Raw genomic sequence first — 25,999 nt, 5'->3', positions numbered from 1 at the left:
AGAAAGTATTCCAAAAGCCCTTCGGGCAGCAATAAAGATAGTAATTTACGTTCGGCTTCTTGCAAGGGATATTTGTATTAAGGATGCTAAACTAAGAAATTTTTAACACTCCCCCCAAGAATTCTGCTTGATCCCCAATCCTGTCATACCGACAAAATCCTTTTATTCTGACTGGAATTTTAATAGCTGTAATGTTTATGTTTAGTATTGAAATGGGTAATTTTATTATTGATCTTTTTTAAAGATAATAGCTACCTATAACACGACTTTTGCGTTAGGCGGGCTGACGTGCAATCTTGGAGCTCTGTGCTTCTAATAAACTTTTGTGCAAAACTGAACATTTATACTTCAATTTCCACCACTTCCCGAAGAAGAAAAAGGTTATCAGTCAGGCTATAGGTTATCAGTCAGGCTATACCACTTTTAGATTAACAATCTCCTTTTTCAATAGCAACAATACATTCTGAAAGTAATTTTCTGACATTTTTTAATTGACGAATTTTGCTATCGATTTCATTTATTTTATTTTTTACTACTTCTACTTTCTTATCAATAGAAAGACGATTATTATACCAACTGTCAATCAGCTTTTTAATTTCTGACAGGGTAAAGCCCGCTTCCTTTGCACCTTTTATCATTTCAATTTTTTCTACAATACTTTCATCGTAGTCTTTGTAGTTGTTTGTTTTTACTTTTTCATCAGAAACGCCTTTGAACAAACCATAATTTTCATAGTATCTCAATGTCGGAATAGAGACACCTGTCCGCTTTGATAATTCGTTTATTAACATAATATAGTATTATTGTTGAAAAAAAATATGAAGTATATACCATACTTCATACTTGTAGGTATTAAATATACATCATATTTTTATGGATTAACTTTAAAATCTGCAGGTTATGAGTACAAATATGTTGTAGAAGTATTTTCAATAATTTGAAAAATATGATTCTGATTGACGGGCTGTTTTTTGTTGACGTATGAAATCAATAATAATAAAGTTAAAAAAACAACTTCGGATTAACGTGAGCAAACGGTAGTTGTTTGAATTATAAGAAGTGAAAAAGAATTTTTTAAAAATTTTCAAGAGATTAGTGGTAATAACATTCATCACCATTGGAGCATTGCTTATAGCAACTGGGCTGTATATGCAGCAAGCTAAATTCGGGAAAAGCCCAAGTGGAACACGGCTTGAAAGAATGCAACAATCACCGAATTTTAAAAAGGGGAAATTCCAAAATTTAAATCATACACCTACTCTTGCCGAAGGACATAGTTGGATTAAAGTGCTTTACGAAGCCTACTTAAAAGACAAACCAAGACATAACCCGTCCGACATCATTACTTCCGTGAAAACAGATTTGCTGAATTTGCCAGTTGATAAGGATATTTTAGTGTGGTTCGGACATTCGTCTTACTTTATGCAAATTGATGGAAAGCGAATTTTGGTTGACCCTGTTTTTAGTGGAAATGCTTCGCCAATTCCAGGCACGACCAAATCATTCACAGGTACGGACATTTACACTGTTGCCGACTTGCCTAGTATTGATTATTTGTTTATTTCTCACGACCATTACGATCATGCTGATTATGAAACACTAATTGCATTAAAAGAGAAAACAAAAAAAGTGATTTGTGGTTTAGGAGTAGGCTCTCATTTTGAACATTGGGGATACGATAGTAGTAAAATAATTGAAAAGGATTGGAACGAAAAAGTAGAATTGAATAACGGTTTTACTGCTTTTGTAGAGCCTGCCCGACACTTTTCGGGTAGAGGTTTATCTACGAACAACACTTTATGGGCTTCGTATGTATTACAAACCCCAAGCATGAAAATTTATATTGGTGGCGACAGCGGGTATGACACACATTATGCAGAAATAGGCAATAAATATGGTTCTATTGATTTAGCCATTTTAGACAATGGACAATACAATGAGGCTTGGAAATACATTCATAACCTGCCCAAAGACGTGTTGAAAGCAGCCCAGGACTTAAATGCGAAACGGATTTTTCCTGTCCATTCCTCAAAATTTGCATTAGCAAGTCATGATTGGGACGAGCCGCTAGTTAAATTATCAGAACTTAATAAATCGTATAACATTCCCTTAGTAACTCCAATAATTGGGGAATTAGTTTATCTAAAAGATACTACGCAACAATTTAAGCAATGGTGGTTAGGACTGAATTAGAAAGACCTATTATCTAACGACTAAAAGTCTTAAAACGTTAACACTAAATAAATAATGCTGATCGCGCAGCATCGTATTGGCGCAATGGCGGTTTAAGGGAGGAATTAAAGTTACAACTTTCTATTCGACTAAAGCCAGCTATATTGACTTTTTTCTTAAATTTATTCAATTATTTGGCTTTTGCTTACAGTATCGCTAAATTGATCCCGATATTTATCGGGACGCTTCAATTTCCGCCACTGACGCTAAGCTCAAAAATGTTAGCTGCAACCAATAGAGACAACAATCTAATAACAAGAATTTAGAACTTGGAACAAAAGACTTAACCAATAAAGCAATTGACAGACCATCTTTTAGATAAGTATGGTTCAGAAAATATGCTCGTAACGGACTATTGGGACGCTGACAATACAGCAATTGGACTTGCAGACAAAACAAAAAAATATACAGTTTATATAACTGACAACGGAAGAGTTGACAGTGTGCTTTATGTTTCGCTGTCAAACCCACCATCAACAGAAGAATTTCCATATACACCCTGAGTGACTTTAATAATTTGTCTGCGGAAGAAGTTGAAAAAAATCTTATCAAACATTTAAAACTCATAGAATGACAGCCGAGGATATTAGAGACATAATAAATAGTGAAATAATTGCCGAACCTGATATAAATAATGTATCTGGACTTGACTTAACAAAGTGTTTGATCGAGCCTACAAAACAGAAATATAAAAACGCTAATGACTCTATTAACGTTTACGAATTATGGACTGTGCTTGAAGGAACTGAAGACGGAAATGGCTACAAAATTTATTTTGACGAAGAAACTAAAATGTTCGGACTTGCAATAAATTCTGACAAAGACGAGTTGATTGATATCGGAACTTATGGGACATTTTTGCAAACATTATATTCGATGTGAGATTTGGCAGCAGCTAAAACGGGTTTTGCGTCAGGCGTTTAAGATGAAAATTGAAGTTTAACTTTCTATTCCACTAAAAGCCAGCTATATTGACTTTTTTCTTAAATTTAATCTGTTAATTGGGTTTGCTTATCGTCTCAATAGTTTTGAAACTTTTATGCTTCGAAATTCACCTCTGAAGCCAAGCCCCGCAGACATTATGAATCATATTCCAAAAGCCAAAATGAACAAAAAATTGATATATCTAATATTCGTATTAACGCTAAATTTTTCTTGCGTTGAAAAGAAATCTACCAAAATAGAAACTATCAATCCCGAACCGATCGCAACTTCAAAAACTGATACTTTAAAATTTACTTCTGCAATACGTGCTATTTTTCAGGACAGTAAAGGCAATTATTGGTTGGGAAGTCATAATGAAGGTGTAAGCTTTTATAATGGGAAATCATATGATTATTTTACAACAAAGGAAGGGTTATCCGACAATCAAATTCGATCTATCCAAGAGGATGAGAATGGTAGAATTTGGTTTGGAACTGCAAACGGAATAAGTGTATATGAAAAAGGGAAGCTTACTAATTACCCATCTAAAAATAACAATGGAATATTAGATTGGAATAAAACCCATGGAGATTTATGGTTTTATGCTTGGGAAGAAGACGGAATTAATCGTTTTGACGGCATAAATATGAACTATCTGATTTTTCCAAAACCCAAAAATAAACAACCTGATAAATCTTATGGTGTTACGGGTATCTCAAAAGATAAAGCCGGTAAAATTTGGATTGCAACTTATTCAGCATTATTTAGTTATGATAACAAAATGGTAAACATCTTTGATGCTGAAAAATTAAAACTAAAGGATAATGAGCAATTGCATATAAGAAGTGTATTAGCCGATTCAAAAGGTCGGATCTGGATAGGAAATAATGGAATTGGCGTTTTGCTAATTGAAAATAATTCCATCATTAATTTTTCTGAAAAGAATAATTTAATCCACCCAACAAGCACCAGAAGAGGAGGTAATAAATCACTACCCGGTACGCTTGAACACCCTTTTGCTATAGAAGAAGATTTGGATGGCAATATTTGGTTTGGTGATGTATATACTGGGGCTTGGAAATATGACGGTCTAAAGTTTACCAACTATTCAATTAGCGATAATCCATCTAAACCCATGATTTGGACCATTTATAAAGACAACCAAAACAATTTGCTTTTTGGAATGGCCGATGGTAATATATTTAAGTTTAACGGAAAAACTTTTGAAAAGCAATTTAAGAATTATGAAGTCAAACAGTAGTTTTTAAAATTGGGTGGATTACTTGTTAATTGAACATTCTTTTCAAATCAACTTCACTAATAAATTGTGAACTTTATGCTCCGAGATCCGCTATTTCTCCAGCACTAAAACTTTAAAGTCAATTTTATTGGAAGTGTAAAATACTAGAAGGCGCCTTAAAAAATCATCTTTTCTAGAATAATAAATTATATCCGCTATATTTAGATGTTTTTTCCAATTAAAATCTATACATCAAATTTCGGATCGTCCTATGGTTGTTCAGTCGCACAGCATCTACCGTTTTATTGCTATTATCAGTCTAGTGTGTCTCGTGACTGTGCAGTTTAAGTTGATATACAATACGTTCGAATTAACGAACAACCAATATTATCTCAAAGAAAAGGATATTATCAATCAACATTATAGCGCGCAGATTCGTAACGATAAATTGTTTCCTGGTTCTCAAAAAATTATCGATAGTCATATTATGCCCCGTATGGCACTCTTTCAAAAGTTGTACGAAACTGATCGTGAAGCTTATGAGAAGACATTAGCTCAGGTATGGAAGGAGATGGTCGCTGAGTTGCGGTTGAAGCAAAACATGGATACGATTTTTCCTAATATGATCGAGAAATACCATCTCAGTGACAAACTGCGGTATGGGCTATACATTGAGCATTTGAGTCTTTCGTTTGATGGCGTAAATTATGTTCCCGTTTTCTTGCCAAGTGTCAAAGGTATTACTCCTTCTCATCCAAATGGTGATATGATAGCAGGCACGCTGAATAAAGTAGATAAGCAAAGTCAGGTGTCTGGATATACGGTTAGTGCGCATACGAAAAATTCCTACCAAATAACATTTATGCTGTATGTAGATCAGGACAATAGACAATTACAAATTTTTAAGGCAATGCTTCCTACATTTCTGCTATCGCTGTTAACCATAGCGCTTGTGGTCGGAATTTATTTTATTACTTATCGCAATTGGATGAAGCAGAAGAAATTGACCGCGATGACCTCTGATTTTATCAATAGTATTTCGCATGAATTTAATACGCCCATAGCAACTATTTTGGTAGCTAACCAATCTTTGGAAAGCTCAGTTAATGATAATGATAGAACCAAAACCAGAGATTTGATTGCTGTTATTAAGCGGCAATCCTTGCGTTTGAAGAATCTTATCAATCAATCGCTGATGATTTCTCAACTTTCTAGTGTCAATTTAGAAAAGAAGCGATATTACCTGCCTTCAGTACTGTTGGAGTTATTAGAAGATTACAGTTTAAAATTAGATAGCAATGTCTCTATTGTTCCTGATTTGCAACATGAGGTCAATGAAGTGGAATTGAATAAATTTCTTTTTACCACGATGATATACAACTTGCTGGATAATGGTATTAAGTATAATACTTCCAAAGAAAAGATTATCCAAGTAAAAGTGTATTCTAAGGAGCATTTTGTGTTCGTTGAGATACAAGATAATGGTGTGGGAATAGATTTGCAAAACTTAAGGCATATCTTCAAAAAGTTTTTCCGCGGCAAAGAACGTGTGGAAGAAGGAGGACTAGGTCTTGGTCTATTTTATGTACAACAAGTGGTCAATCTGCATGGGTGGGAATTGCGTGTGGATAGTGAGGTCGATAAGGGAAGTAGTTTTATTATTAAGATTAACGCAAAGAAATAATATGTCAGCGAGAATACTTTTAGTCGAAGATGAACTGGATTTGGGAAATGTTGTAAAGCAATATTTGGAGCTAAAAGGCTTTGAAGTGACTTGGATGCAACGCGGCAAACCTGCAGTAGAGCTTTTAGTATCTAAAGTTCACTATGACTTAGTTATTCTGGATATTCAACTTCCAGATATGAATGGTTTTGAAATAGCTGAACAAATCAAAATGATTAACAAAGATATATTCTTCCTGTTTCTAACCTCTCGAAATGAAAAGAAAGACCGTATCTATGGTCTCGACATAGGCGCGGAAGATTATATTACCAAACCTTTTGATATAGATGAATTAATCTTACGTATAAAGGTTATTTTAAGACGATCGGGACTATTTAATGATGCAGAAACCCATACCGTTCCTCACAATGTATTATATCAAACTTCGGATGTTTCTTTCGATACGAGCTTGATGCAGCTGGTGGTTGGTAATCAAAAACCTATCGTGTTAACGCAACGTGAAGTCGACTTGCTGGAATACTTTTTTACACACAAAAATAAAGTGCTTAAAAGGGATGAAATCCTTACAGCGGTGTGGGGTGAAAACGATTATTTCATGGGCCGCAGTTTGGATGTTTTTATTTCGCGCTTGCGAAAAATTCTTAGTCAATCTTCCACTATTCGTATTGAAAACATATACGGTGTAGGTTTTATATTCAAGTTGGAGGATTCCAATCCGTAAAATATCGCCTTCGTATTTTACTATTTCTCTTTTTATTAACAATCTGTTAACAATCCATTAGGAATGGGTTAACAACTTGCTGTTTATTCTCTTCTTAATTTTATGCAACGGCTCTAAACCGTTTGTAAGTGAGATTATATTATACCAATTAAACGATGAATTTAAACACAAATATGCGTAGTGAACATTCTGGTAAACCATTTTTTCAGTGATTATGGACTAGATTAACAAGAATTTCAAATTATATACCTATCTGAATTATTAATATCTACAGAAAAACAAACTAATCAATTATTTATGAGATGAGAAATTTGCACATTTTAAAGTTTATGACAAGAGCGGTTCAAATACTATTGCTAATAGTTATGGGGACTTCTATGGTTATCGCTCAAGGTAATTCCAACATCGAAATTCAAGGGGTCGTAAAAAGCGAATTGAACGAGAATTTGGTTTCCGTAAGTGTTACCAATTTAAAATCCAAACAAAGTGTTGTGACCAATCAAGTTGGTGCGTTTCAAATTTTAGCTCAGCGTGGCGATTCTCTTCGCTTCTCTTATGTTGGGTTTGAAGACCAGGTTGTAGCCATTAACAACAGCATTACTCTTACCATTACGCTAAAAGCATTGAACAACAGCTTAAATGAAGTCGTGGTGGTAGGTTATGGCCAACAACGTAAAATCAACATGGTCGGCTCGCAATCTACTGTAAAAGTCGAAGATCTTAAACAGCCAGTAGCGAATTTAAGTGCGACGTTAGCGGGTCGAATTGCAGGTCTGGTAGGTGTACAACGTACAGGTCTTCCGGGTAGTAATTCCGCTGATGTTTGGATACGTGGTATCTCGACGTTCAATTCACAGAATAGTGCTTCACCACTTATCGTGGTAGATGGCGTACAAGGAAGGGATTTAAATGCTTTTGATCCCGAGGATATCGCTACGTTGACCATCTTGAAAGATGCATCAGCTACGGCAGTATATGGAGCGCAAGGTGCAAATGGCGTGATCTTGATCACCACCAAAAAAGGTCGTGTAGGAAAACCTTCTTTGATGTTTAACTACAATCAAGGTATGGTAGATTTTACCAAAAGACCAGATTTAACTAATGCGGAGCAATATATGCGCTTGCGTAATGAAGCGATGGTGGCTTCTGGATTGGCTCCAGAATACAGTGATGAGTATATCCAAAATACATTAAATGGTACCGATCCGAATTTATATCCTAATGTTAATTGGTTAGATGCTTTATTCAAAAAAGCGTCTTATAACAGAAGGGCTAATTTTAGTGCGCGTGGGGGAACAGAAAATACGCAATACTATACGGCTATTTCATACTATGATGAGACCAGTTTGCTAAAAACTGATAATTTACAAAGCTATAAGGCTGATACTCGTTTCAGAAGGTATAATTTCACTTCAAACGTGGATATGAATTGGACCAAAACCACAAAATTTTCTTTGGGAATTTTAGGGTATGTTATTAACAATAATTATCCGGGTGTAAATCCGCAAGAAGCGTTTGGACGTGTGATGCAGACAAATCCGGTATTATATCCTTTGATGTATCCAGGGAATTTTGTTCCCGCAGTTAACCAATCTTCTGATGCTCAACCTAATCCTTATGCGTTAGTAACACAGACTGGTTATCAAAATAATTTTTCCAGCCAATTGAATTCTAGCGCGAGAATTACACAAGATTTGAGCAGTTTCACCAATGGCTTATCGGCTTATGGAATGTTTTCATTTGATACGAATAACTCACACAATATTGCGCGTACGCGTAACAGAACAACCTATTCTATTGATCGTGCAAACCCATACAATGAAGATGGTTCATTGAATTTAGTGATTATGTCCAATGGTTCAGAAGATTTGGGCTATGACAGAGGCAATAGCGGTGATAGACAATTTTATTTCGAAGGCGGTTTCAATTACAATCGTCAGTTTGATAAGCATAATCTGAATGCGTTATTGTTGTATACGCAGACTGATGAAGTTTCTGCTTTTGCTGGCGATTTAACCTCTTCATTACCTTATCGTACGCAACGTATGGTAGGTAGAGCGAATTATTTATACGATGATCGTTATGCTGCAGAATTCAATTTTGCATATGATGGTTCGGAAAACTTTGTGCCAAGCCGAAGATTTGGTTTCTTCCCTTCTTTTGGTGTAGGCTGGATATTATCGAATGAGAAATTCTTCGAATCGGCTAAAGAAACTTTCCAAATGGTCAAATTGCGTTATTCCAACGGTATCACTGGATCTGGCGGTGGTGGACGTCGCTTCGGTTTCTTAACTATTGTTTCCACTGGTGCTAACGGCTATTCTTTCTGGAATGGTACTAGTAATGTGAATTACGGCGGAGTAGCAATTTCGGATTATGGGTATGATGTGACCTGGGCTGAATCGCACAAACATGATATCGGTTTAGAGTTTACTACACTGAAAGGAAAGTTAAATGTTACGGTGGATTGGTTTAAAGAAAATCGCTCTGGAGTATTCTTGCAAAGAGGTAGTTTGCCAAATTATTTAGGTCTTCAAAACCAACCTTATGGAAATTTAGGTATCATCAAAAACCAAGGTTTTGACGGTACTGTAGCCTTAGAAAATCTAGAGTTAGGCAAGACAGTTTGGTCTTTCAATGGTACTTTCTCGTACAACAAGGATCAAGTAATGGAGAATGATAATCCAAGTCAATTATTCCCTTATCTAGAACGTCGTGGAAGAAATTACTTAGCGGGCTACGGTTATGTTGCAGATGGTCTTTTCCAAAGTCAAGGAGAAATAGACGTGCATGCAGATCAAACAGCTTTGGGTGCGCAACGTGTTGGAGATATTCGATACAAGGATTTGAATGGTGATGGTGTAATCAATACCTATGACCAAACAAAAATAAGTAATGGCGATGTGCCTAACTTGGTGTATGGTGCTGGCTTCAATGTGAACTATAAAAAAGTTTACTTCGGTGCCTTTTTCCAAGGGGTGCAAGGAGCCGAGAGAAGAATTTCGGGTGATGGTATAATTCCATTCAACAATAGTATCGGTGCGGAGCGAAGCAATTTGTTTGCTATTGCAGAGTCGCGTTGGACTGAAGATAATCCTTCATCTGATGTGTTCTATCCACGCTTAGGGTATGGTAATTCGGTGAATACAAACAACGCTGTAGCCTCATCTTGGTGGGTAAAAGATATTGATTTTCTACGTTTAAAAACTGTTGATTTTGGCTATTACTTGCCTACAGAGCGTTTGAAAAATTGGGGATTGAAAAATTCTAGAATTTACGTGCAAGGAGTGAATTTGTATTACTGGAGTAAATTCAAACTTTGGGATCCAGAGTTGAATACTAGTAACGGTTCTTCTTATCCGAATACACGTACAATTTCATTAGGAATTCAAGCTAATTTTTAATCTAAAACAAACTTAGCGATGAAGAAAAATCATATCCAATTAGGTGGGATTAGCAACATTAAAGTAAACAACATGAAAACTAAAATATTATCAATACTGATGGCAGGAGGTGTTTTTCTATCCTCTTGTGCCGGCTTTCTGGATCAAATTCCTGATGATGTTTTGACTGTAGATGATATCTTCAAGTCAAAGAATTATGTAGATAATTACCTTACGCAAATATATGCGAACCTTCCCAATGAAATGGCTCAACGATTTGTTGGAACTCAATTTTCTGGGCCATGGACCGCTGCTTCTGATGAAGCTAAATATAATTGGGATTTCAATTATGCCAATAATATGAACAAAAGTACGTGGTCTACTACAGATGGTTCGGTATCTACATTTTATGACAATTATTATAAATCCATTCGTAATGCAACTGATTTTATCGATAAAATAGATTCAGCAAATCCAGCGGAAGTTAATGAGTCTATGAAATCAAGATATAAAGCCGAAGCCAGAGCGCTTCGAGCGATATATTATTATTTTTTGATTCGAATTTACGGACCAGTTCCTTTGGTTACACAGGTTATTCCTGTAGATGCACCATTGTCTGAGGTTCTTTTGCCACGTAGCAGCTTCGATGAATGTGTTGAATTTATCGTTTCAGAGTTAGATTTAGCTTATGTGGATCTGCCGACTATTCCCGTGAATAGTGAATATGGCCGTATGACCAAAGGTATGGCAAAAGCTTTCAAACAACAAACATTGCATCTAGCGGCTAGCCCATTATTCAATGGCAATAGCGATTATGCCAATCTTAAAAACACGGATGGCAAGCAATTGATTAATACAACGTATGATGCCAATAAATGGAAATTAGCTGCGGATGCCGCTAAAGAATTTTTGAATGAATTTGTGCCAACGACTTACAAGTTGTATGAAGAAAATAATGCCGATCCATTTGTAAAAGCATATTTGTCGACACGTAATGTAATGACCAGAGAATGGAATGAAGAATGGATTTTTGCACGTACCAATGCAGCAAACTATTCAGATTACGATAGAAGACCAAAACACGTAGGATATACTACCAATGTACAGGGCGGAGGAGCATTGGGTGCTACTCAAAAAATTGTGGACGCTTATTATATGGCGAATGGTTTGCCTATTACAGATGCGGCTTCAGGATATGAATCTTCGGGTTTTGAAAATTTCCGCGCACCATTTGACGTAAGTGCCAGAAGTACGTTCAAGGCTTGGGCAAATCGTGAGCCACGTTTTTATGTAGGGATTACCTATAATAGAAGTTATTGGCTCAACCAAGGTTCAAATTCCAGTGAAGTAATGACAGTTATGGAGCTTTCGGGAAATTCCGGACGTAAACAAAGTACTTCCGATGTCTCTCCAACAGGATATATTGTCCGTAAAAATGTCGCGACCAATGATAACAGTAGAGGATCTGTTCAGTTGCGGTTAGCACAAATCTATTTAGATTATGCAGAGGCTCTGAATGAATACGCTCCAAACAACGCCGACATTTTGACTTACCTAAATCTTGTTCGTCAACGTGCAGGTATTCCAACGTATGGCAATGGAGCTGGACAAATTACTCCTCCGGCATCGCAAACGGCTATGCGTAATGCTATTCGCCGTGAACGTCAAGTGGAATTAGCTTTTGAAAATGTTCGCTATTTCGATTGTAGACGTTGGAAGACAGCTGCTACAGAATTTGCGGGTGAAGTTTTCGGGATGAATATGTTTGCGGATGGCAATGCTTTTTATGACAAAACATTAATCGAAACACGTGTATTCAGACAAAGAGATTATTTATTCCCAATACCGAATAATGAAATCTTGAAAAATGAATTAATGGTTCAAAATCCTGGATGGTAGTATTTTAAAAAGAACAGAAATGAATATTATAACTAAAATAAAATTCAGTTGCTTGCAATTGGTAACGGTTATGACTCTCTCGGGTATCATCCTAAGTTCTGCAAATTCCTGTGTAGAAGATGTGGATTATACAGTAGAAAATGAGGGAACGATATATATGGCGCAGGCCTTAGAAAGTAAATCATATCTTCAGCTATTTGATATAGATACAATTCAAGATATATTCTTTGGTGCCTCGTATGGAGGTATTAAATATCCTGATATTGATATAAACGTCAAATTCACTGTGGATGAAAGTTTGATCAACGCATACAACCAAGAACATGGTACCAATTATATTGCTTTCCCACAAGCGTCATATAATATATCAGGCTTAGAATCGGTAATCAAAGCAGGAACGGCGAATAGTGATCCTATAAAAGTGATGATTACGGCTAGACAACTTCAAATTGGTAAATCCTATATGTTGCCTGTGAAGTTAGTTTCAGCAGGTTCTTCAAACATAAAAGACGATTTGAATACAGCTTATTTTAGAATTGATTCGCTTATTCGGAGAGAAAGAGATATTACCAATTTAGGTGCTTTCTCTGTGAGTCACGAAAATAATGGTGGGCCAGGTGCTGGCGAAGGTTCTCCAAAGTTGGTAGATAATAATTTGGGAACCAAATATTTAACACAAGGATATGCTCCGGGTATGTGGTTTCAGGTTAAATATAATACACCTCAAGTAATAGGTGCGTACACTTTTACTTCTGGTAATGATGCGAGTGAAAGAGATCCTAAAACTTGGCGTTTTGAAGCGTCTAATGATGGTAATACATGGACTGTGTTGGATAATAAAGTGGAGTATTTCTTTTCTGACCGTAATCAAACTAAAAGATTTGAAACGACCAATACTACGCCATACACGCATTATCGTGTGACTGTAGTGTCTAATAATGGATCGAATTTATTCCAAATGACTGAATGGCGATTGATTCAATATTATTAGAATTATATGAAGCCTCATAAAATATTAATATGTATCCTATGATAAACTCAAAGTTACTGTGTGTGTGTCTTCTGCTGTTTCTTAGCTTCTCTTGCCAAGAAGCAGCAGTAATTCTTCCCGAGGAGGAAGAGGAAGAGGTTCCGGTTGATTCTGAAGATCCCAATGCACCTCCGCGGTTGTGGCGTGAAAATTGGTTAGAACATGAGCTTTTACTTACTAGACAGTATTACAATGATTCCATCGTTATTTATCACGATGATGATATGGATCCATCGGTGACGTGGCCTAGACGAGCTGCAACCAAGATTTGGAATTATACGTGGAAAACGTATGGTGCATTCGGTTCTGATATCCGTCTAAAGGTAGCGCTGCATGGTGGTACTTACGGAGGAGGTCACCCGGGTTATTATTTGAGTAATAGCCATGGATATATTAATATAATCGACGTGGGTTTAGGTCGCCACCGTTGGTTAGATAGTGTCGGAGAGCCTTTGGATTTGATAGCACACGAAATAGGACATATTGTGGAAGGTACATCATATAATACGTTAAACTCTCCCTCTATGCCGATTTGGGGAGATAGTAAATGGATGGAAATTTATCAGTATGATGTTTACAAAGCTTTAGGTTGGGCTGACAAGGCACAAAACTGGCATAAGCGGATGTTGGTAACAAAGGATAATTTCCCTAAAGAAAATACCTATTGGTATAGAGATTGGTTTTATCCTATTTATGACAAATACGGAAATGTAACCGTTTTGAATAAATACTTTAAGCTTCTTTCTCAGCATTTTCCTACAACTATTATTCCTAACGGAAGAAAGTATACCAGGGACTTAAATTTTGGGGAATTCATACATTTTTGGAGCGGAGCGGCTGGTGAAGATCTTTCCGAATTAGCGTTAGCGGCTTTTGGGGACAAAGATCGACATGGTAATCCTTGGCAACCTCAATTTCAAAAGGCTAAGCAAGATTTCAATGCTATTACTTACTAATAAATCTAATATAGACTTCTATTAATATGAACAAACAGAAAATTAAATTTTTAGCCCTTTTCTTTTATTTTTTCACGCTATGGTTCCCAAATCTATTTGCACAAAGTCATGGAGCAACTGATCTGGTGGATTTTGTAAATCCTTTGATGGGAACGGATTCAAACCCTTCCTTGTCTAATGGAAATACTTATCCAGCTGTTGGAGTGCCTTGGGGAATGAACATGTGGACTCCTCAGACAGGAAAAATGGGGGATGGATGGCAATATACCTATGCTTCCAACAAAATTCGGGGATTGAAACAGACCCATCAGCCTTCTCCTTGGATGAATGATTATGGTCAGTTTTCATTAATGCCTGTGAGTGGTAAATCTGTATTTGACCAGGATGAGCGTGCGAGCTGGTTCTCGCATAAAGCGGAAGTTGCAAAACCGCATCATTATAAAGTTTACCTGGCGGATTATGATGTGACAGCTGAAGTTACACCAACAGAAAGAGCTGCTATGTTTAGATTTTCTTTTGGAAAAACCGATAGTGCGTTTGTGGTATTGGATGCTTTTGATCGCGGTTCGGAAGTGCAAATTATTCCAGAGAAGAATATGATTATTGGTTACTCATCTCGATATAGCAGAGGGAAATTGCCAAATTTCAAAAATTATTTTGTAGTCGTTTTTGATAGACCATTTACAAATCAAGCTGTTTGGGAAGGAAAGAGGAAGAAAAATGGTGTGCTTAAAATTCAAGCGGATCACGTGGGTGCAATTGTAGGATTTAAATCTGCAGGTAAGCACGATGTAATCCATGCGCGTGTCGCATCATCTTTTATTAGTGCAGAACAAGCGCAGCTCAATTTGAAAGAATTGGGAAATAATTCTTTTGATACGGTTGCCTCTAATGCAAGAAAACAATGGAATGATAAACTTGGAAAGATAAAAGTAGAGGGTGGTACAATTGATCAAATGCGAACTTTCTACAGTTGTCTGTATCGTACATTGTTCTTTCCGAATAAATTGTATGAGCTGGATGCCAAGGGAAATATAGTTCATTATAGTCCTTACACTGGAGAGATTTTACCAGGATACATGTTTGGAGGAACAGGGTTTTGGGATACTTTTAGGGCTTTATATCCTTTGTTGAATATGGTGTATCCTTCCATCAATAAAGAGATGCAAGAAGGTTTGTTAAATTGTTATAAGGAAGGAGGTTTTCTTCCAGAATGGAGTAGTCCGGGTTTTGCAGATATCATGGTAGGTAACAATTCGGCATCTGTAATAGCTGAAGCTTATCTAAAAGGAATACGCGGGTATGATATTGAAACACTTTATGAAGCCTTAAAACACGGCGCAAATAATGAAGGCCCTATGACCGCTGTAGGTCGCAAAGGGGTACAGTATTACAATGATTTAGGGTATGTGCCTTACGATGTGGGGATTAATGAAAATGCGGCGCGTACTTTAGAATATGCTTATGACGATTTTGCGATTTATAGATTGGCAAAAGCTTTAGGAAAACCAAAGGAAGAATTAGAACTATATGCGAAACGCAGTCAGAATTACAAACATCTTTTTGATCCTTCGACGAATTTAATGCGTGGAAAAAATAAGGATGGAAGCTTCCAAAGTCCTTTTAATCCTTTGACGTGGGGAGATGCATTTACAGAAGGAAATAGTTGGCATTACTCTTGGTCCGTTTTTCATGATGTACAAGGATTAATTGACTTGATGGGAGGAAACAAAACTTTCGTGAATATGTTGGACTCTGTTTTTGTGCAGCCACCAATATTTGATGATAGCTATTATGGAGGTGTCATCCATGAAATACGTGAAATGCAAATCGCTGATATGGGACAATATGCGCACGGTAATCAGCCTATTCAACACATGATTTACCTGTATAATTATGCCGGAGAGCCTTGGAAAACTCAATATTGGGCGCGTGAAACCATGAACCGAATGTACAGTGCTACGGCAGATGGTTATTGCGGTGATGAAGATAATGGACAGACTTCAGCTTGGTACGTGTTTTCAGCTTTAGGTTATTATCCTGTTTGTCCCGCTATGGACGAATATGTATTAGGTGCACCATTGTTTAAAAAGGCTACTATTTACTTAGAAAATGGAAAGAGTTTTGTCATTGAAGCGCCAAACAATTCGGATAAAAATATCTATGTGCATCAAGCAAGTTTAAATGCCAAAACGCATAATTATAATTATATCAAACATGCTGATATTTTGAAAGGTGGTGTTTTCAAAGTTGATATGCGTGAGCAACCCAACAAATCTAGAGGTACACAATCATCATCGTTTCCTTATTCATTTACAACTGATAAAAATAAATTCTAAACTGTAATATGCATTTCAAAAATTATATTGGACTTTCTGTAATTTGTTTCTTTTTGACTATTCATTTTTCTTTTGCGCAACGCGATTGGTCTAATATCAATCGTGATATGCAGCATGCGGTCCAAGTGGATACCTTAAAGAAGAAAAAATTCACTTTAATATTTATCAATAAATCCAAAGATTTCGATTCACAAATAGGGGATCGATTGAAGGAAGTGTTTTTTATAAACTATCCAAAGCAGGTAAAGCTTTATAACAAAAACTCAGCTCCTCAGGTGATTTTTGTGATTGATCCAGAATATGACGGAATAGCTGCTGCGGGAGGTGGAGTTATTCGTTTTAATCCAGAATGGTTCAAAAAGAATCCTAAAGATATTGACATCGTAACGCATGAAATTATGCACCTGGTTCAAAGCTATCCGCATAATGCGGGGCCTGGCTGGATTACAGAAGGAATTGCAGATTATGTGCGTCATACTATGGGAGTAGATAATGCGGGCGCTAATTGGAGTTTGCCAGAATATCGAAGCACGCATAAATATACAGACGCTTATCGTATTACAGCGCGTTTTTTCTTGTGGCTAGAGAATAATAAGAAAAAAGGATTGGTTAAGGCGTTAGATGCTCAAATGCGAAATAAAACCTATACAGATGCTTTTTGGGTAAATAAGACAGGTAAAAATGTAGATGAATTGTGGAATGAATATATAGCGAACCCTAAAATTTAATAATAGTTATGAAAAAGGAGTGTATATGCACTCCTTTTTCATAACCATCTATTTATTTTTTTGATAGACTCGAACATAATCGACTTCATATAAAGCTTTTTGAATATTCTCATCTATAGGACCTCCAAAATTTCCGCCCATAGCAAGGTTGAGAATAATAAAAAAATTGTGATGAAATGGAATATTTGGAGAAATTTTCATTTCATGAATCAGCTTGTCGTCTACATAAATTCGAATGGACGATTCACTCCAATCCACTTTGTATATATGAAATTCAGTAGTTGCATTCTTAATAATCAGCTTACTGCCATCTGCATTACCTCCTGATCGCTCGGGATAGTGTAATGTGCCATATACTGTATTGAGTTCTTTGCCAACGTGTTCGACAATGTCTATTTCTCCACATTGTGGCCAGCCTACAGTTGTGATATTGGATCCAAGCATCCATGCAGCAGGCCAAGTTCCTTTACCTTCAGGAACGCGAGCTCTAACTTCGATGATGCCATATTTAAAATCAAATTTTCCTTGAGTTTTGATTCTTGAGGACGTAAATGAACCGCCTTTATAGTCTTCTTTTATAGCTATAATTTTAAGGAGGCCATCTTCAATGTGTATATTTTTTTTGTCCTGAGTATAGTATTGTGCTTCATTATTGCCCCAACCATTTTCTCCTTTACCAATGTCATAAATCCATTTATTAGAATCTGGAGCGCCATCAATATCGAATTCATCACTCCAAATGAGTTGGTAATTCGATAATGAATCAATTTCAGTATATGTTTTATAATAAGATTTGGATTTTATTTCAGTTGAATAAGTATTATTTCCAATTGAAAATATGTTGCTAAGTGTTGCTAATAGTGCAATATATGAACTTATCGAAAAAAGGTTTATCATAGGGTGTTTTAATTATTGATTATATTTCATTTAATAAAAGAAGATGATTTTTAAAATGTTTATTCAACAGTATTTTACTGATGAATAAACATTTCGATTATGATGATTTATATTGACAATATTAGTACGATGTTTTAATGTTCATATACTCTTATATAATCAATTTCAAACATTGCATTTTGGATAGTTGGATCGATATCTCCTCCAAACGTACCTCCCATAGCCAAATTCATAATTACATAAAAATCATGATTGAACGGGATGGTTGTAGAGTTTGGAATAGCATGAATTAATTTATCATCAACGAACATTTTAATGTGCTCAGCTGTCCAATCCAATGAATAGATATGATAATCATCCGTTGCATTTGTCAGAATAATACTGTTGCCGTCTGCATTTCCCCCATGACGTGCGGGATAATGTAACGTACTATGTACTTTAGCTGGTTGGTTTCCGACATATTCTAAAATGTCTATTTCACCACAATTAGGCCATCCTACAGTAGTATGATTAGCTCCTAACATCCATGCCGCAGCCCACGTCCCAGCACCCTTTGGTAGTTTTGCTCTTATTTCTACTTTTCCATACGTGAAATTAAAGCGGTTTTGTGTTTTTATTCGAGCAGAAGTAAATGTACCACCATTATAATTTTCGCGAATGGCTTTAATTTTTAACACACCGTTCTCAATGATAATATTCTCAGGTCTACTGGTGTAATATTGGGATTCTCCATTTCCCCAGCCCCAATCGCCCATCCCGATATCGAAAGTCCATTTGTTAGGATCCGGAGCACCTGCAACGTTAAATTCATCGTTAAAAATCATTTTTCCTTCAGGACCTGATACATTCACCTGCAGGCGCAATTGTTTCACTACGGAGTCTGCGCTATTGATGGCAATTACTTTTACATCATAAACACCAGACTCAGCATATATATGAGATGTGTTTCCTGAGGGTACAATTTGAGAATTGTTGTCCCCAAAATCAAATTTGAAAGTAGAAGCATTTACCGCCGATGCAATGAAAGTAACTGCACCATTACCAGAGGGATTAACTATCGCATTAATCTGTAATGCTTGTGGTGCTGCAATAGAGCCAATATCGTCCTTGCTATTATCACAAGCGGTCAGTAGGCTTAGAGATAAAATAATATATTTAATGAATTTCATAATTAATCAATTAGATTGCAGATTTAGGTTTAAGCTTTTGATACCACGCATTTCCGTCACTACCTATACTGCGTAAGAAAATTTGATTATCCGATGCAGCTATAATTTCATACGTATTGCCACCAGTTCCAAAATTGATAATACCATTTCCAGGCACAACGAATTGTATCCTTGTGGACTGACTTGGGGTAGAATTTGAAGTAGCATTCATGAATGTCAATAATTTGGATCCTCCAGCATCTATGCTGTAACAATCATCACCTCCATTAGCACCATATACAGGAGCGGCGGCACCTATGGAGAATGAAGTTCCTTTATTATCTACGGAAATTGAAATTCTATTGAGTTCATCTTTTTTGAATGTTATTTCATCATCATATGCACAAGCTTCTCTTGTATTTGGTGGTGCTTCATACCATATTGGAAGAAAATCTGTCGTTGGTCCAACTCCAAAATGTCCCATTGCTTCTTTGTCTGTTACCCATATCTTCGTTCCAGATGGGCCAGTGAATGCTTCTAATATTGCCTCAGGTATGGCGAATAATACAAATACTTTTATGTCCTTCGAAATAGTCGAGGTGATGCCTCCTTTGCCAATTGCATTCAATGTAATAGTATAATTATTAGTACCAGGTGAATGATATTTGTGTTGGAATGAGCCTCCTTGGATCATTTCTGTAGTTCCATCACCATAATCAATTCTATACGCAATAGCTCCTTCTGCTTTGGCTATAATTTCCACTTCGCCACTACCGTCACCATCTGGGTTTGTATTATTTACTCCTACGACAGAAGCTTCTAATTGTAGATTGGTTGGTGTTTTAATTTCTCCAAAACTGTAATCTCTTTTGGTACAACTCCATATACTTATTAATACAACAATAAGCAGTAGTAATTTATATTTATAATTGATAGTATACATAACTTTTAATTTAATTGGTTAAACGGATGTCATCAAAATAATAGGTGAAGTTTGCAGTTCCGTCTCCCGATGTTCCCAAGTCAAAAATCAAAACAAGATTATGGTATTCATTGTTTGTGTCTATCGAGCTGAAATCAAATGTTAACTCCTCCCAATCATTTGCTACAGTTGTAGTAACTTCCTTCTCGTAATTAATATCGCTATTTGTACGGTTTTCAACTTTTAAAAGTAATTTACCACCAATCTTTGGCGACCATACTTTTACTTTAAATGTTTTACCAGAAGAAAAATCAATTGCCTCATCGAGAAGTAGAATACTTCCGCCCCAAGGTTGACCTTGATATTTGATCATACGAGCTACTTTTGCACTTGTGTTAATGCCAGACTGATTCGGGTTGTCTATTTTCTCGCTTGCACCTCCATCGAAATTGAAAAACGAATAATTTACGGATGACGATTCGAAATCAATAGGAATTGTTAAGGGTGAGGATATAGTTATGGTTTTAGTAACCTCAGTTTTAGCAATTCCGCCACTTTGTGCAATCACCCGAATTGTGTAAGTGCCTCTGTCGTCGTATGTGTGGGAAATGGGCTGTCCTTCAAGCATCCTCTTTGGACTTTCATTGCTAATATCACCAAAATATACATCATAATGACTTGCATAAAGTGCAATAGCACTAACGATGATGCGGTGATTGTTGGCTGGGTCTAATGTTGCATTGACTTCTAAATTTTCTGGCTCACGAAAAGTCACAGATAGCGATTTCGTAATTTCTGTAGTTTTTCCAGATATACTATGACCAATCAACTTTACTTCATAATTACCTTCTTTGTAATTATGTGCGACATTCTTTCCAGGTGAAATAATAGCAGATGAAGGTGTACCATCACCAAATTCAATCTCATATGAACTGATGCCTTCTCCATTGGGTAGAATATCAACTTTTCCAGTATTGTCGTTAGAAATAGCAAAACTCATGGATAAATTTGCAGGTGATCCAGCAGTTTCGGCAAAGGATGTTTCATTGTACTCAACTTTTTGACAACTGGTAATGCAGATCATTATAAGAGCTATTGCTTTATAATATTTTATATATTTCATGGTTTTCACTATTAATAATTAGGGTTTTGTTCTAATCCTGAAATATTTACTTCATCTTGTGGTATGGGAAACAATTCATGTTTACCAGTTATGAATCCTGTCAAAACTGCACCCGCTTGACCCGTACGTACAAGATCAAAGAATCTGTCTCCCTCCATGGCTAATTCTAATCTTCGCTCATTCCAAATTGCTTGTGTCAGTGCAGAACCCGATAAAGTAATATTATGTGAATCGTTTCCAAAAGCACGTGCGCGGACTTCATTCAAGTATGTTCGTGCTTTATTATCATCTGGAGAATTTTTTCTGTTAAGTGCTTCTGCAGCTAATAATAGTACTTCGGCATAGCGCATAGTTCTGTAATTATTCAGATAATTTAATTCTAACTGTCCTGAAGTCTGTCCTTTACGCGGTTGATATTTCATGCTATAGAGTCCCGTGTTTTTATATGGTGCGACTTGGTATACAATATTATACTGTGGATTAGCGGCTTTGTATGCTTCAATATCAAGGATAGTTGCCTCTTTGCGCTGGTCCCCAGCTTCATAAGCATTAGCCAATTCCTGAGTGGGTAAATCGGTACTCCAACCTGATGAAAATGGCATATCGGGAGAGCCATTTAGTCCTCTAATACCAACTTGCTGTACATGGAGATTTCCCTGACCCCGTGTAGTACCGCTCCAGTTGTAATAAGGTGACGTGTTGGAATATTGAATTTCAAACACAGATTCAGGTCCATTTTCACCTGATAATAAGAAGATATCTTGCACGTTAGGAACAAGGTTGTAAGCCTTACTATTGATGATAGCCTCTAAAACTGGTGCAGCTTCATCAAATTTTTGTTGGTAAATATATACTTTGCCAAGTAAGGCTTGTGCTGCATATTTCGTAATACGACCAGGTTGGTAAGCTGATGTAGGTAAGCTATTAATTGCTTCGTTGAGATCTGCTTCTATTTGCTTGTAAACATCCTCTTTACTGGATTTTTGCAATGAACGTGAATCACTCAGAGATAATCTCTTGTCGGTAAAAAGCGGTACTCCTCCAAAAAATTTCACTAATGTGAAATAATAATATGCGCGCAAGAAGTAAACTTCACCATAGAGTGCAGATTTATCGGAAAAATTTACTGCTACTCCTGCAGGATTAAGTTCTTTGTATTGATGCAGGTAGTTTGCTCTATTGATACCCTCGTAGCAACTAATCCATATTTCCCGGGTATAGGTGTTCGTGGAAGTATGAGTGAATTCCTCAATTTGTTGCAGTCCCAAAGCATCCGATGCATTCTCTCCGCCTGTTACGGCATTGTCACTTGCTATATCGCCTATTGGGACAGCTTGATTAAGCCACTGCAAAGGGGTATATACACTAACTAACATCGTTCTGTAGTCTGATTCTGTTTTTAAATAATCCAAATCGGTTATCAAAAAATCATCATGCGGATTGTAATCCACGAATTTTTTGCAGGAATTAAGTGTTGCCAGTGCAATCAATATCCCTATAAATTTTATATAATGATGTTTCATTGTTTCAATTTTTTTATTTTAGTATTGAGGGGTTTACAATTTAATATCTAAACCAACAGCTACCGTGCGTGCTTGTGGATAAGAACCCCTGTCTACACCAGTTTCTAAAATTCCACCAGATATTTCAGGATCAAATCCAGTATATTTTGTCAATGTCAATGCGTTTCTTACCTGAGCATATAATCTTATGCTTTTGAAAATATTATTTGCTCTGATATTGCTAAATGTATACCCTAATTGAATGTTTTTGATCTTAACAAAAGTGCCATCATCAACGTATCGGTCACTCGCGCGGGCATTATTATTCGCATCTACAAAAGTATAGCGTGGTGTACGCGAATCATTTGTGGTATTTTCACCAGTCCAACGACCTAATAAATCTCTAAATTTGTTGGTGAAAGTGCCATTTCGCTCATATGCACGATAGATATCGTTACCGAAAGACCCGTATGTAAAAATATTTAGATCAAAATTTTTATAAGCAGCGGTGATATTCCAACCTAAAGTAAAATCAGGAAATGGATCGCCGATTTTCGTTTGATCTTTTGTAGTTATCTCACCATCACCGTCTAGATCAGCAAAGCGAATATCGCCTGGCACAGCACTTTGTTGTGTGGCGTGAGCTTCTATTTCTTGTGTGTTTTGGAATAAACCATCAGTAACATAGCCATAAAAATATCCTGGAGTTTGACCTTTCTCGAAAACAGTTACACTTTGGGATTGTCCATTGAAATAACTACCTCCCCATATTTTTGCGGTTCCATCCTCATTTGTTGCAGTAACTAAGTTTTTGCATGTCGTAAAATTGAAAGAATTTCCCAGTTTGAAATTATTACCAATAGTTTCATTGTATGATAAATTCAAATCGACTCCTCGGCTTTGGGTAGAGCCAATGTTTGCCGTTGGAATAGGCACAGTCCCCAGATATAAAGAAGCCGTTGGAGTAAACAATAATCCATCTACATCTTTGCGGAAGTAATCTGCACTTAGCGATAGTTTACTTTGCAAAATCGATATATCAAAACCAATATTAAATTGTTTTTGTTGTTCCCATCGTAAAGCGTTATTTACGGCGCTAGCTAATGTGCTTCCTGGATAAAAGGCTTCGCCAAAACTATAACCATTGCTATTTTGGGTAGAACCATAGCTTGGCCCTCCAGTTTCAATTTGGGTTGCTTGCGGACTTACATTTTCATTACCAATCACCCCATAGCTACTTCTAAATTTCAATAAATCGATGGTTTCTGAGTTGAAAAAATCTTCTTGTGAAATCACCCATCCTAAAGATCCTGAGTAAAAATTAGCAAATTTATTTTCTGGTCCAAATGCATACGAACCATCTCTTCTTGCTGTGATAGACGCTAAATATTTGTCTTGATACTCATAGTTTAATCTACCAAAATAGGATAAGTTTTTTCTAAAATATTGATAGTAGCTACCTGATAGCGCATTGGTATTAGTTGCAGTGTTTATTCCAGTTGCTGAGGCAAAATTTGCAAATTCCCAACTATTGAAAGGAACATCCTGTCTTGAGGCGCTTGCTCCATTACCTTTTAGCTGAGCAAGTGAAAAGCCGAATACAGACTCAAAATTGTGACTATCTTGAATTTTGAAATTATAATTTGCATAAGTTTCCCAAGTATAGTTAAAGTTGCTTGATTTGTCGTGAGATACACTATTAAAGCGTCCCGTTACAGTTGAACCATCCGCATTCATCGTGTTTTCGACATTCAAGGGACCATAGAAGACCAAGGGGTTAAACGATCGGCCATCACCATCATATTTAGTATATCCAAACCGGCTAGATAGGGTAAGATTATCTAAAATCTTGTATTGAAGCTCAAACTTTCCATAGAGTTTAAAGCCCGCGTTTCTGTTGTGCGTATTTTCTAATTTGGTGAGTGGATTAAATATTTCAGAAAATATTAAATTACTAAAACCATACGTTCCAACTGTGCCAGGAACATTATTATAAATGGCTACTGTAGGATCAAAATTTAAAGCACTACCTAAGATACTGTTAAAAGAATTTTCTTGGATAGAACGACTGCTGAGTAACACGCCTGTAGTATACCAGAGTAACCTTAATTTGGAGCTAAGTTCAAAATCTAAGTTTCCAGTAAATGTACCACGGTTAAATCGAGATTTTTCATAACCACCCACTATTCCTCCTTGACTCTGGTATGCAGTAGAAATAAAATAACTTGTTTTCTCGCTACCTCCGCGTGCTGATAAACTATGATTCTGTACGGGCGCGGGTTCAAAAACCTGATCTTGCCAATCCGTACCTTTACCCAAAGATGATAAATCTGGGAAAATAATATTTCCACCTGAAACAGTACTACCTTCGTTTAATATGCCAGCATATTCTGTAGCATTTAATACCCCAACTTTATTTATTACATTTTGGAATCCGTAATTAGTATTTACGAGGAAGTCTGTAGACTGGTTTTTTCTCCCACTTTTTGTCGTTACTACAATGACACCATTTCCTCCTTTAACACCATAAATCGCTGTGGTGGCGGCATCTTTCAGAACATTGATTGATTCAATATCCGACGGGCTAATGGAATTAAAGTCGGTTAAAGATTGTGGAACACCATCGACAATTACCACTGGGTCTGTTCCTGAAAAAGATGGAATACCACGCACCAGGACAGTCGGTTTACTACCTGGTGAGCCACTTTGGATTACATTTACACCCGAGGCTAACCCTTGCAGAGCTTCCTCTGCTCGCATAGGTTTTAGCTTATCAATGGCATCAGCTTTAACTGTTGATATAGCACCCGAAACTTTTGTTATCTTTTGGCTACCGTAACCTACTACGACAACATCTGCCAAGACATTAGATTCGTCATCTAATTCAAAGTCGTAAATGCCACTTGCAGTAACAAGCTTCATTTGTGTTTCCATACCCACATAGCTTACCACGATAGTCACGGGATTTTGGTCGATTGATAGCGTGTAATTTCCTTTTTCATCTGTTCGATTACTATAATTAGTATTTTGAACAGAAATTGATGCCCCAGCTAAACTAGTTCCTGATGATTTTACTTTTACATTTCCCGAAATCTGTAGAGCCTGTGCAAAAGCAGCATTAGTGAAGCAGAAAATAAAAAAGAAACACGCAAATAATGCGATTCTGATTTTCATAATTACTTTTTATTATTATTCGTTTATAATGGTTCTTTAAAAGGTTATCCTTTTCACCAAACTTAGTTATAGAAGCGAATAATTAGGAAATTTTTAG

Annotated in this window: 19 protein-coding genes; 12 read left to right on the top strand and 7 right to left on the bottom strand. The window is 36.5% G+C overall.

The genetic code is table 11. The features are described 5' to 3' along the window. Nucleotides 1-428: 428 nt before the first annotated feature. On the bottom strand, nucleotides 429-791 hold the full coding sequence (locus tag G5B32_RS11530; RefSeq protein WP_165291678.1) for a MerR family transcriptional regulator: 363 nt from the start codon (nucleotides 789-791) through the stop codon (nucleotides 429-431). Between the two features lie 268 nt (nucleotides 792-1,059). Between G5B32_RS11530 and G5B32_RS11525 the strand changes: the two genes are divergently transcribed. The 12 genes from G5B32_RS11525 (at nucleotide 1,060) to G5B32_RS11470 (ending at nucleotide 17,136) form a co-directional block, all read left to right on the top strand. After that, complete coding sequence (locus G5B32_RS11525) at nucleotides 1,060-2,193, top strand: MBL fold metallo-hydrolase (protein ID WP_317166115.1); 1,134 nt, start codon at nucleotides 1,060-1,062, stop codon at nucleotides 2,191-2,193. Between the two features lie 338 nt (nucleotides 2,194-2,531). Then, nucleotides 2,532-2,735 (top strand): hypothetical protein, encoded by a 204-nt coding sequence (locus G5B32_RS11520; protein WP_165291677.1) that lies wholly within the window; start codon nucleotides 2,532-2,534, stop codon nucleotides 2,733-2,735. Between the two features lie 67 nt (nucleotides 2,736-2,802). Next, complete coding sequence (locus tag G5B32_RS11515; RefSeq protein WP_165291676.1) at nucleotides 2,803-3,114, top strand: hypothetical protein; 312 nt, start codon at nucleotides 2,803-2,805, stop codon at nucleotides 3,112-3,114. A gap of 199 nt (nucleotides 3,115-3,313) precedes the next feature. Beyond that, nucleotides 3,314-4,417, top strand: a complete 1,104-nt coding sequence (locus G5B32_RS11510) for a two-component regulator propeller domain-containing protein (protein ID WP_206366881.1) — start codon at nucleotides 3,314-3,316, stop codon at nucleotides 4,415-4,417. Nucleotides 4,418-4,667: 250 nt separating this feature from the next. After that, on the top strand, nucleotides 4,668-6,080 hold the full coding sequence (locus tag G5B32_RS11505) for a sensor histidine kinase (protein WP_165291675.1): 1,413 nt from the start codon (nucleotides 4,668-4,670) through the stop codon (nucleotides 6,078-6,080). A 1-nt stretch (nucleotide 6,081) separates the two neighbouring features. Continuing rightward, nucleotides 6,082-6,801: a response regulator transcription factor gene (locus tag G5B32_RS11500; RefSeq protein ID WP_165291674.1), complete on the top strand. Its 720-nt coding sequence runs from the start codon at nucleotides 6,082-6,084 to the stop codon at nucleotides 6,799-6,801. 329 nt (nucleotides 6,802-7,130) lie between these two features. Continuing rightward, complete coding sequence (locus tag G5B32_RS11495) at nucleotides 7,131-10,205, top strand: SusC/RagA family TonB-linked outer membrane protein (RefSeq protein ID WP_165291673.1); 3,075 nt, start codon at nucleotides 7,131-7,133, stop codon at nucleotides 10,203-10,205. A gap of 72 nt (nucleotides 10,206-10,277) precedes the next feature. Further along, nucleotides 10,278-12,083 carry a RagB/SusD family nutrient uptake outer membrane protein gene (locus tag G5B32_RS11490; RefSeq protein WP_165291680.1) on the top strand — a complete coding sequence of 602 codons (1,806 nt, stop codon included), beginning with the start codon at nucleotides 10,278-10,280 and terminating at the stop codon, nucleotides 12,081-12,083. A 19-nt stretch (nucleotides 12,084-12,102) separates the two neighbouring features. Further along, nucleotides 12,103-13,074 carry a BT_3987 domain-containing protein gene (locus G5B32_RS11485; protein WP_165291672.1) on the top strand — a complete coding sequence of 324 codons (972 nt, stop codon included), beginning with the start codon at nucleotides 12,103-12,105 and terminating at the stop codon, nucleotides 13,072-13,074. Nucleotides 13,075-13,112: 38 nt separating this feature from the next. Beyond that, nucleotides 13,113-14,069: a hypothetical protein gene (locus tag G5B32_RS11480; protein ID WP_165291671.1), complete on the top strand. Its 957-nt coding sequence runs from the start codon at nucleotides 13,113-13,115 to the stop codon at nucleotides 14,067-14,069. A gap of 26 nt (nucleotides 14,070-14,095) precedes the next feature. Continuing rightward, complete coding sequence (locus tag G5B32_RS11475; RefSeq protein WP_165291670.1) at nucleotides 14,096-16,408, top strand: GH92 family glycosyl hydrolase; 2,313 nt, start codon at nucleotides 14,096-14,098, stop codon at nucleotides 16,406-16,408. Nucleotides 16,409-16,416: 8 nt separating this feature from the next. Further along, nucleotides 16,417-17,136 carry a basic secretory protein-like protein gene (locus G5B32_RS11470; protein WP_165291669.1) on the top strand — a complete coding sequence of 240 codons (720 nt, stop codon included), beginning with the start codon at nucleotides 16,417-16,419 and terminating at the stop codon, nucleotides 17,134-17,136. Nucleotides 17,137-17,184: 48 nt separating this feature from the next. On the opposite strand, the gene G5B32_RS11465 is transcribed toward G5B32_RS11470, so the two are convergent. The 6 genes from G5B32_RS11465 to G5B32_RS11440 all read right to left on the bottom strand — a co-directional run bounded on the left by G5B32_RS11465 (nucleotide 17,185) and on the right by G5B32_RS11440 (nucleotide 25,902). After that, on the bottom strand, nucleotides 17,185-18,033 hold the full coding sequence (locus G5B32_RS11465) for a family 16 glycosylhydrolase (RefSeq protein WP_165291668.1): 849 nt from the start codon (nucleotides 18,031-18,033) through the stop codon (nucleotides 17,185-17,187). Between the two features lie 134 nt (nucleotides 18,034-18,167). Then, nucleotides 18,168-19,202, bottom strand: coding sequence for a family 16 glycosylhydrolase (locus G5B32_RS11460; RefSeq protein ID WP_165291667.1), 1,035 nt, complete (start codon nucleotides 19,200-19,202; stop codon nucleotides 18,168-18,170). A 10-nt stretch (nucleotides 19,203-19,212) separates the two neighbouring features. Next, on the bottom strand, nucleotides 19,213-20,124 hold the full coding sequence (locus tag G5B32_RS11455) for a PKD domain-containing protein (RefSeq protein WP_165291666.1): 912 nt from the start codon (nucleotides 20,122-20,124) through the stop codon (nucleotides 19,213-19,215). Between the two features lie 10 nt (nucleotides 20,125-20,134). Further along, entirely contained in the window at nucleotides 20,135-21,226 is a 1,092-nt protein-coding gene (locus tag G5B32_RS11450) for a PKD domain-containing protein (protein ID WP_165291665.1), read from the bottom strand. An 11-nt stretch (nucleotides 21,227-21,237) separates the two neighbouring features. Further along, the gene (locus G5B32_RS11445; protein WP_165291664.1) at nucleotides 21,238-22,749 is read right to left on the bottom strand and encodes a RagB/SusD family nutrient uptake outer membrane protein; all 1,512 of its coding nucleotides are present in this window, start codon (nucleotides 22,747-22,749) and stop codon (nucleotides 21,238-21,240) included. A gap of 33 nt (nucleotides 22,750-22,782) precedes the next feature. Beyond that, entirely contained in the window at nucleotides 22,783-25,902 is a 3,120-nt protein-coding gene (locus tag G5B32_RS11440; RefSeq protein WP_165291663.1) for a SusC/RagA family TonB-linked outer membrane protein, read from the bottom strand. Between the last annotated feature and the right edge of the window lie 97 nt (nucleotides 25,903-25,999).

It is taken from the genome of Sphingobacterium sp. SGL-16 (genome assembly GCF_011043515.1).
Lineage (GTDB): Bacteria > Bacteroidota > Bacteroidia > Sphingobacteriales > Sphingobacteriaceae > Sphingobacterium > Sphingobacterium litopenaei.
Note: the sequence above shows the minus strand (reverse complement) of the source record. Positions and strands in the feature narration are given on the sequence as shown.

Coding starts and splice junctions, on each gene's coding strand:
- G5B32_RS11530 (WP_165291678.1), bottom strand. CDS start 791: ATGTTAATAAACGAATTATCAAAGCGGACAGGTGTCTCTATTCCGACA.
- G5B32_RS11515 (WP_165291676.1), top strand. CDS start 2,803: ATGACAGCCGAGGATATTAGAGACATAATAAATAGTGAAATAATTGCC.
- G5B32_RS11510 (WP_206366881.1), top strand. CDS start 3,314: ATGAATCATATTCCAAAAGCCAAAATGAACAAAAAATTGATATATCTA.
- G5B32_RS11505 (WP_165291675.1), top strand. CDS start 4,668: ATGGTTGTTCAGTCGCACAGCATCTACCGTTTTATTGCTATTATCAGT.
- G5B32_RS11500 (WP_165291674.1), top strand. CDS start 6,082: ATGTCAGCGAGAATACTTTTAGTCGAAGATGAACTGGATTTGGGAAAT.
- G5B32_RS11495 (WP_165291673.1), top strand. CDS start 7,131: ATGACAAGAGCGGTTCAAATACTATTGCTAATAGTTATGGGGACTTCT.
- G5B32_RS11490 (WP_165291680.1), top strand. CDS start 10,278: ATGAAAACTAAAATATTATCAATACTGATGGCAGGAGGTGTTTTTCTA.
- G5B32_RS11485 (WP_165291672.1), top strand. CDS start 12,103: ATGAATATTATAACTAAAATAAAATTCAGTTGCTTGCAATTGGTAACG.
- G5B32_RS11480 (WP_165291671.1), top strand. CDS start 13,113: ATGATAAACTCAAAGTTACTGTGTGTGTGTCTTCTGCTGTTTCTTAGC.
- G5B32_RS11475 (WP_165291670.1), top strand. CDS start 14,096: ATGAACAAACAGAAAATTAAATTTTTAGCCCTTTTCTTTTATTTTTTC.
- G5B32_RS11470 (WP_165291669.1), top strand. CDS start 16,417: ATGCATTTCAAAAATTATATTGGACTTTCTGTAATTTGTTTCTTTTTG.
- G5B32_RS11465 (WP_165291668.1), bottom strand. CDS start 18,033: ATGATAAACCTTTTTTCGATAAGTTCATATATTGCACTATTAGCAACA.
- G5B32_RS11460 (WP_165291667.1), bottom strand. CDS start 19,202: ATGAAATTCATTAAATATATTATTTTATCTCTAAGCCTACTGACCGCT.
- G5B32_RS11455 (WP_165291666.1), bottom strand. CDS start 20,124: ATGTATACTATCAATTATAAATATAAATTACTACTGCTTATTGTTGTA.
- G5B32_RS11450 (WP_165291665.1), bottom strand. CDS start 21,226: ATGAAATATATAAAATATTATAAAGCAATAGCTCTTATAATGATCTGC.
- G5B32_RS11445 (WP_165291664.1), bottom strand. CDS start 22,749: ATGAAACATCATTATATAAAATTTATAGGGATATTGATTGCACTGGCA.
- G5B32_RS11440 (WP_165291663.1), bottom strand. CDS start 25,902: ATGAAAATCAGAATCGCATTATTTGCGTGTTTCTTTTTTATTTTCTGC.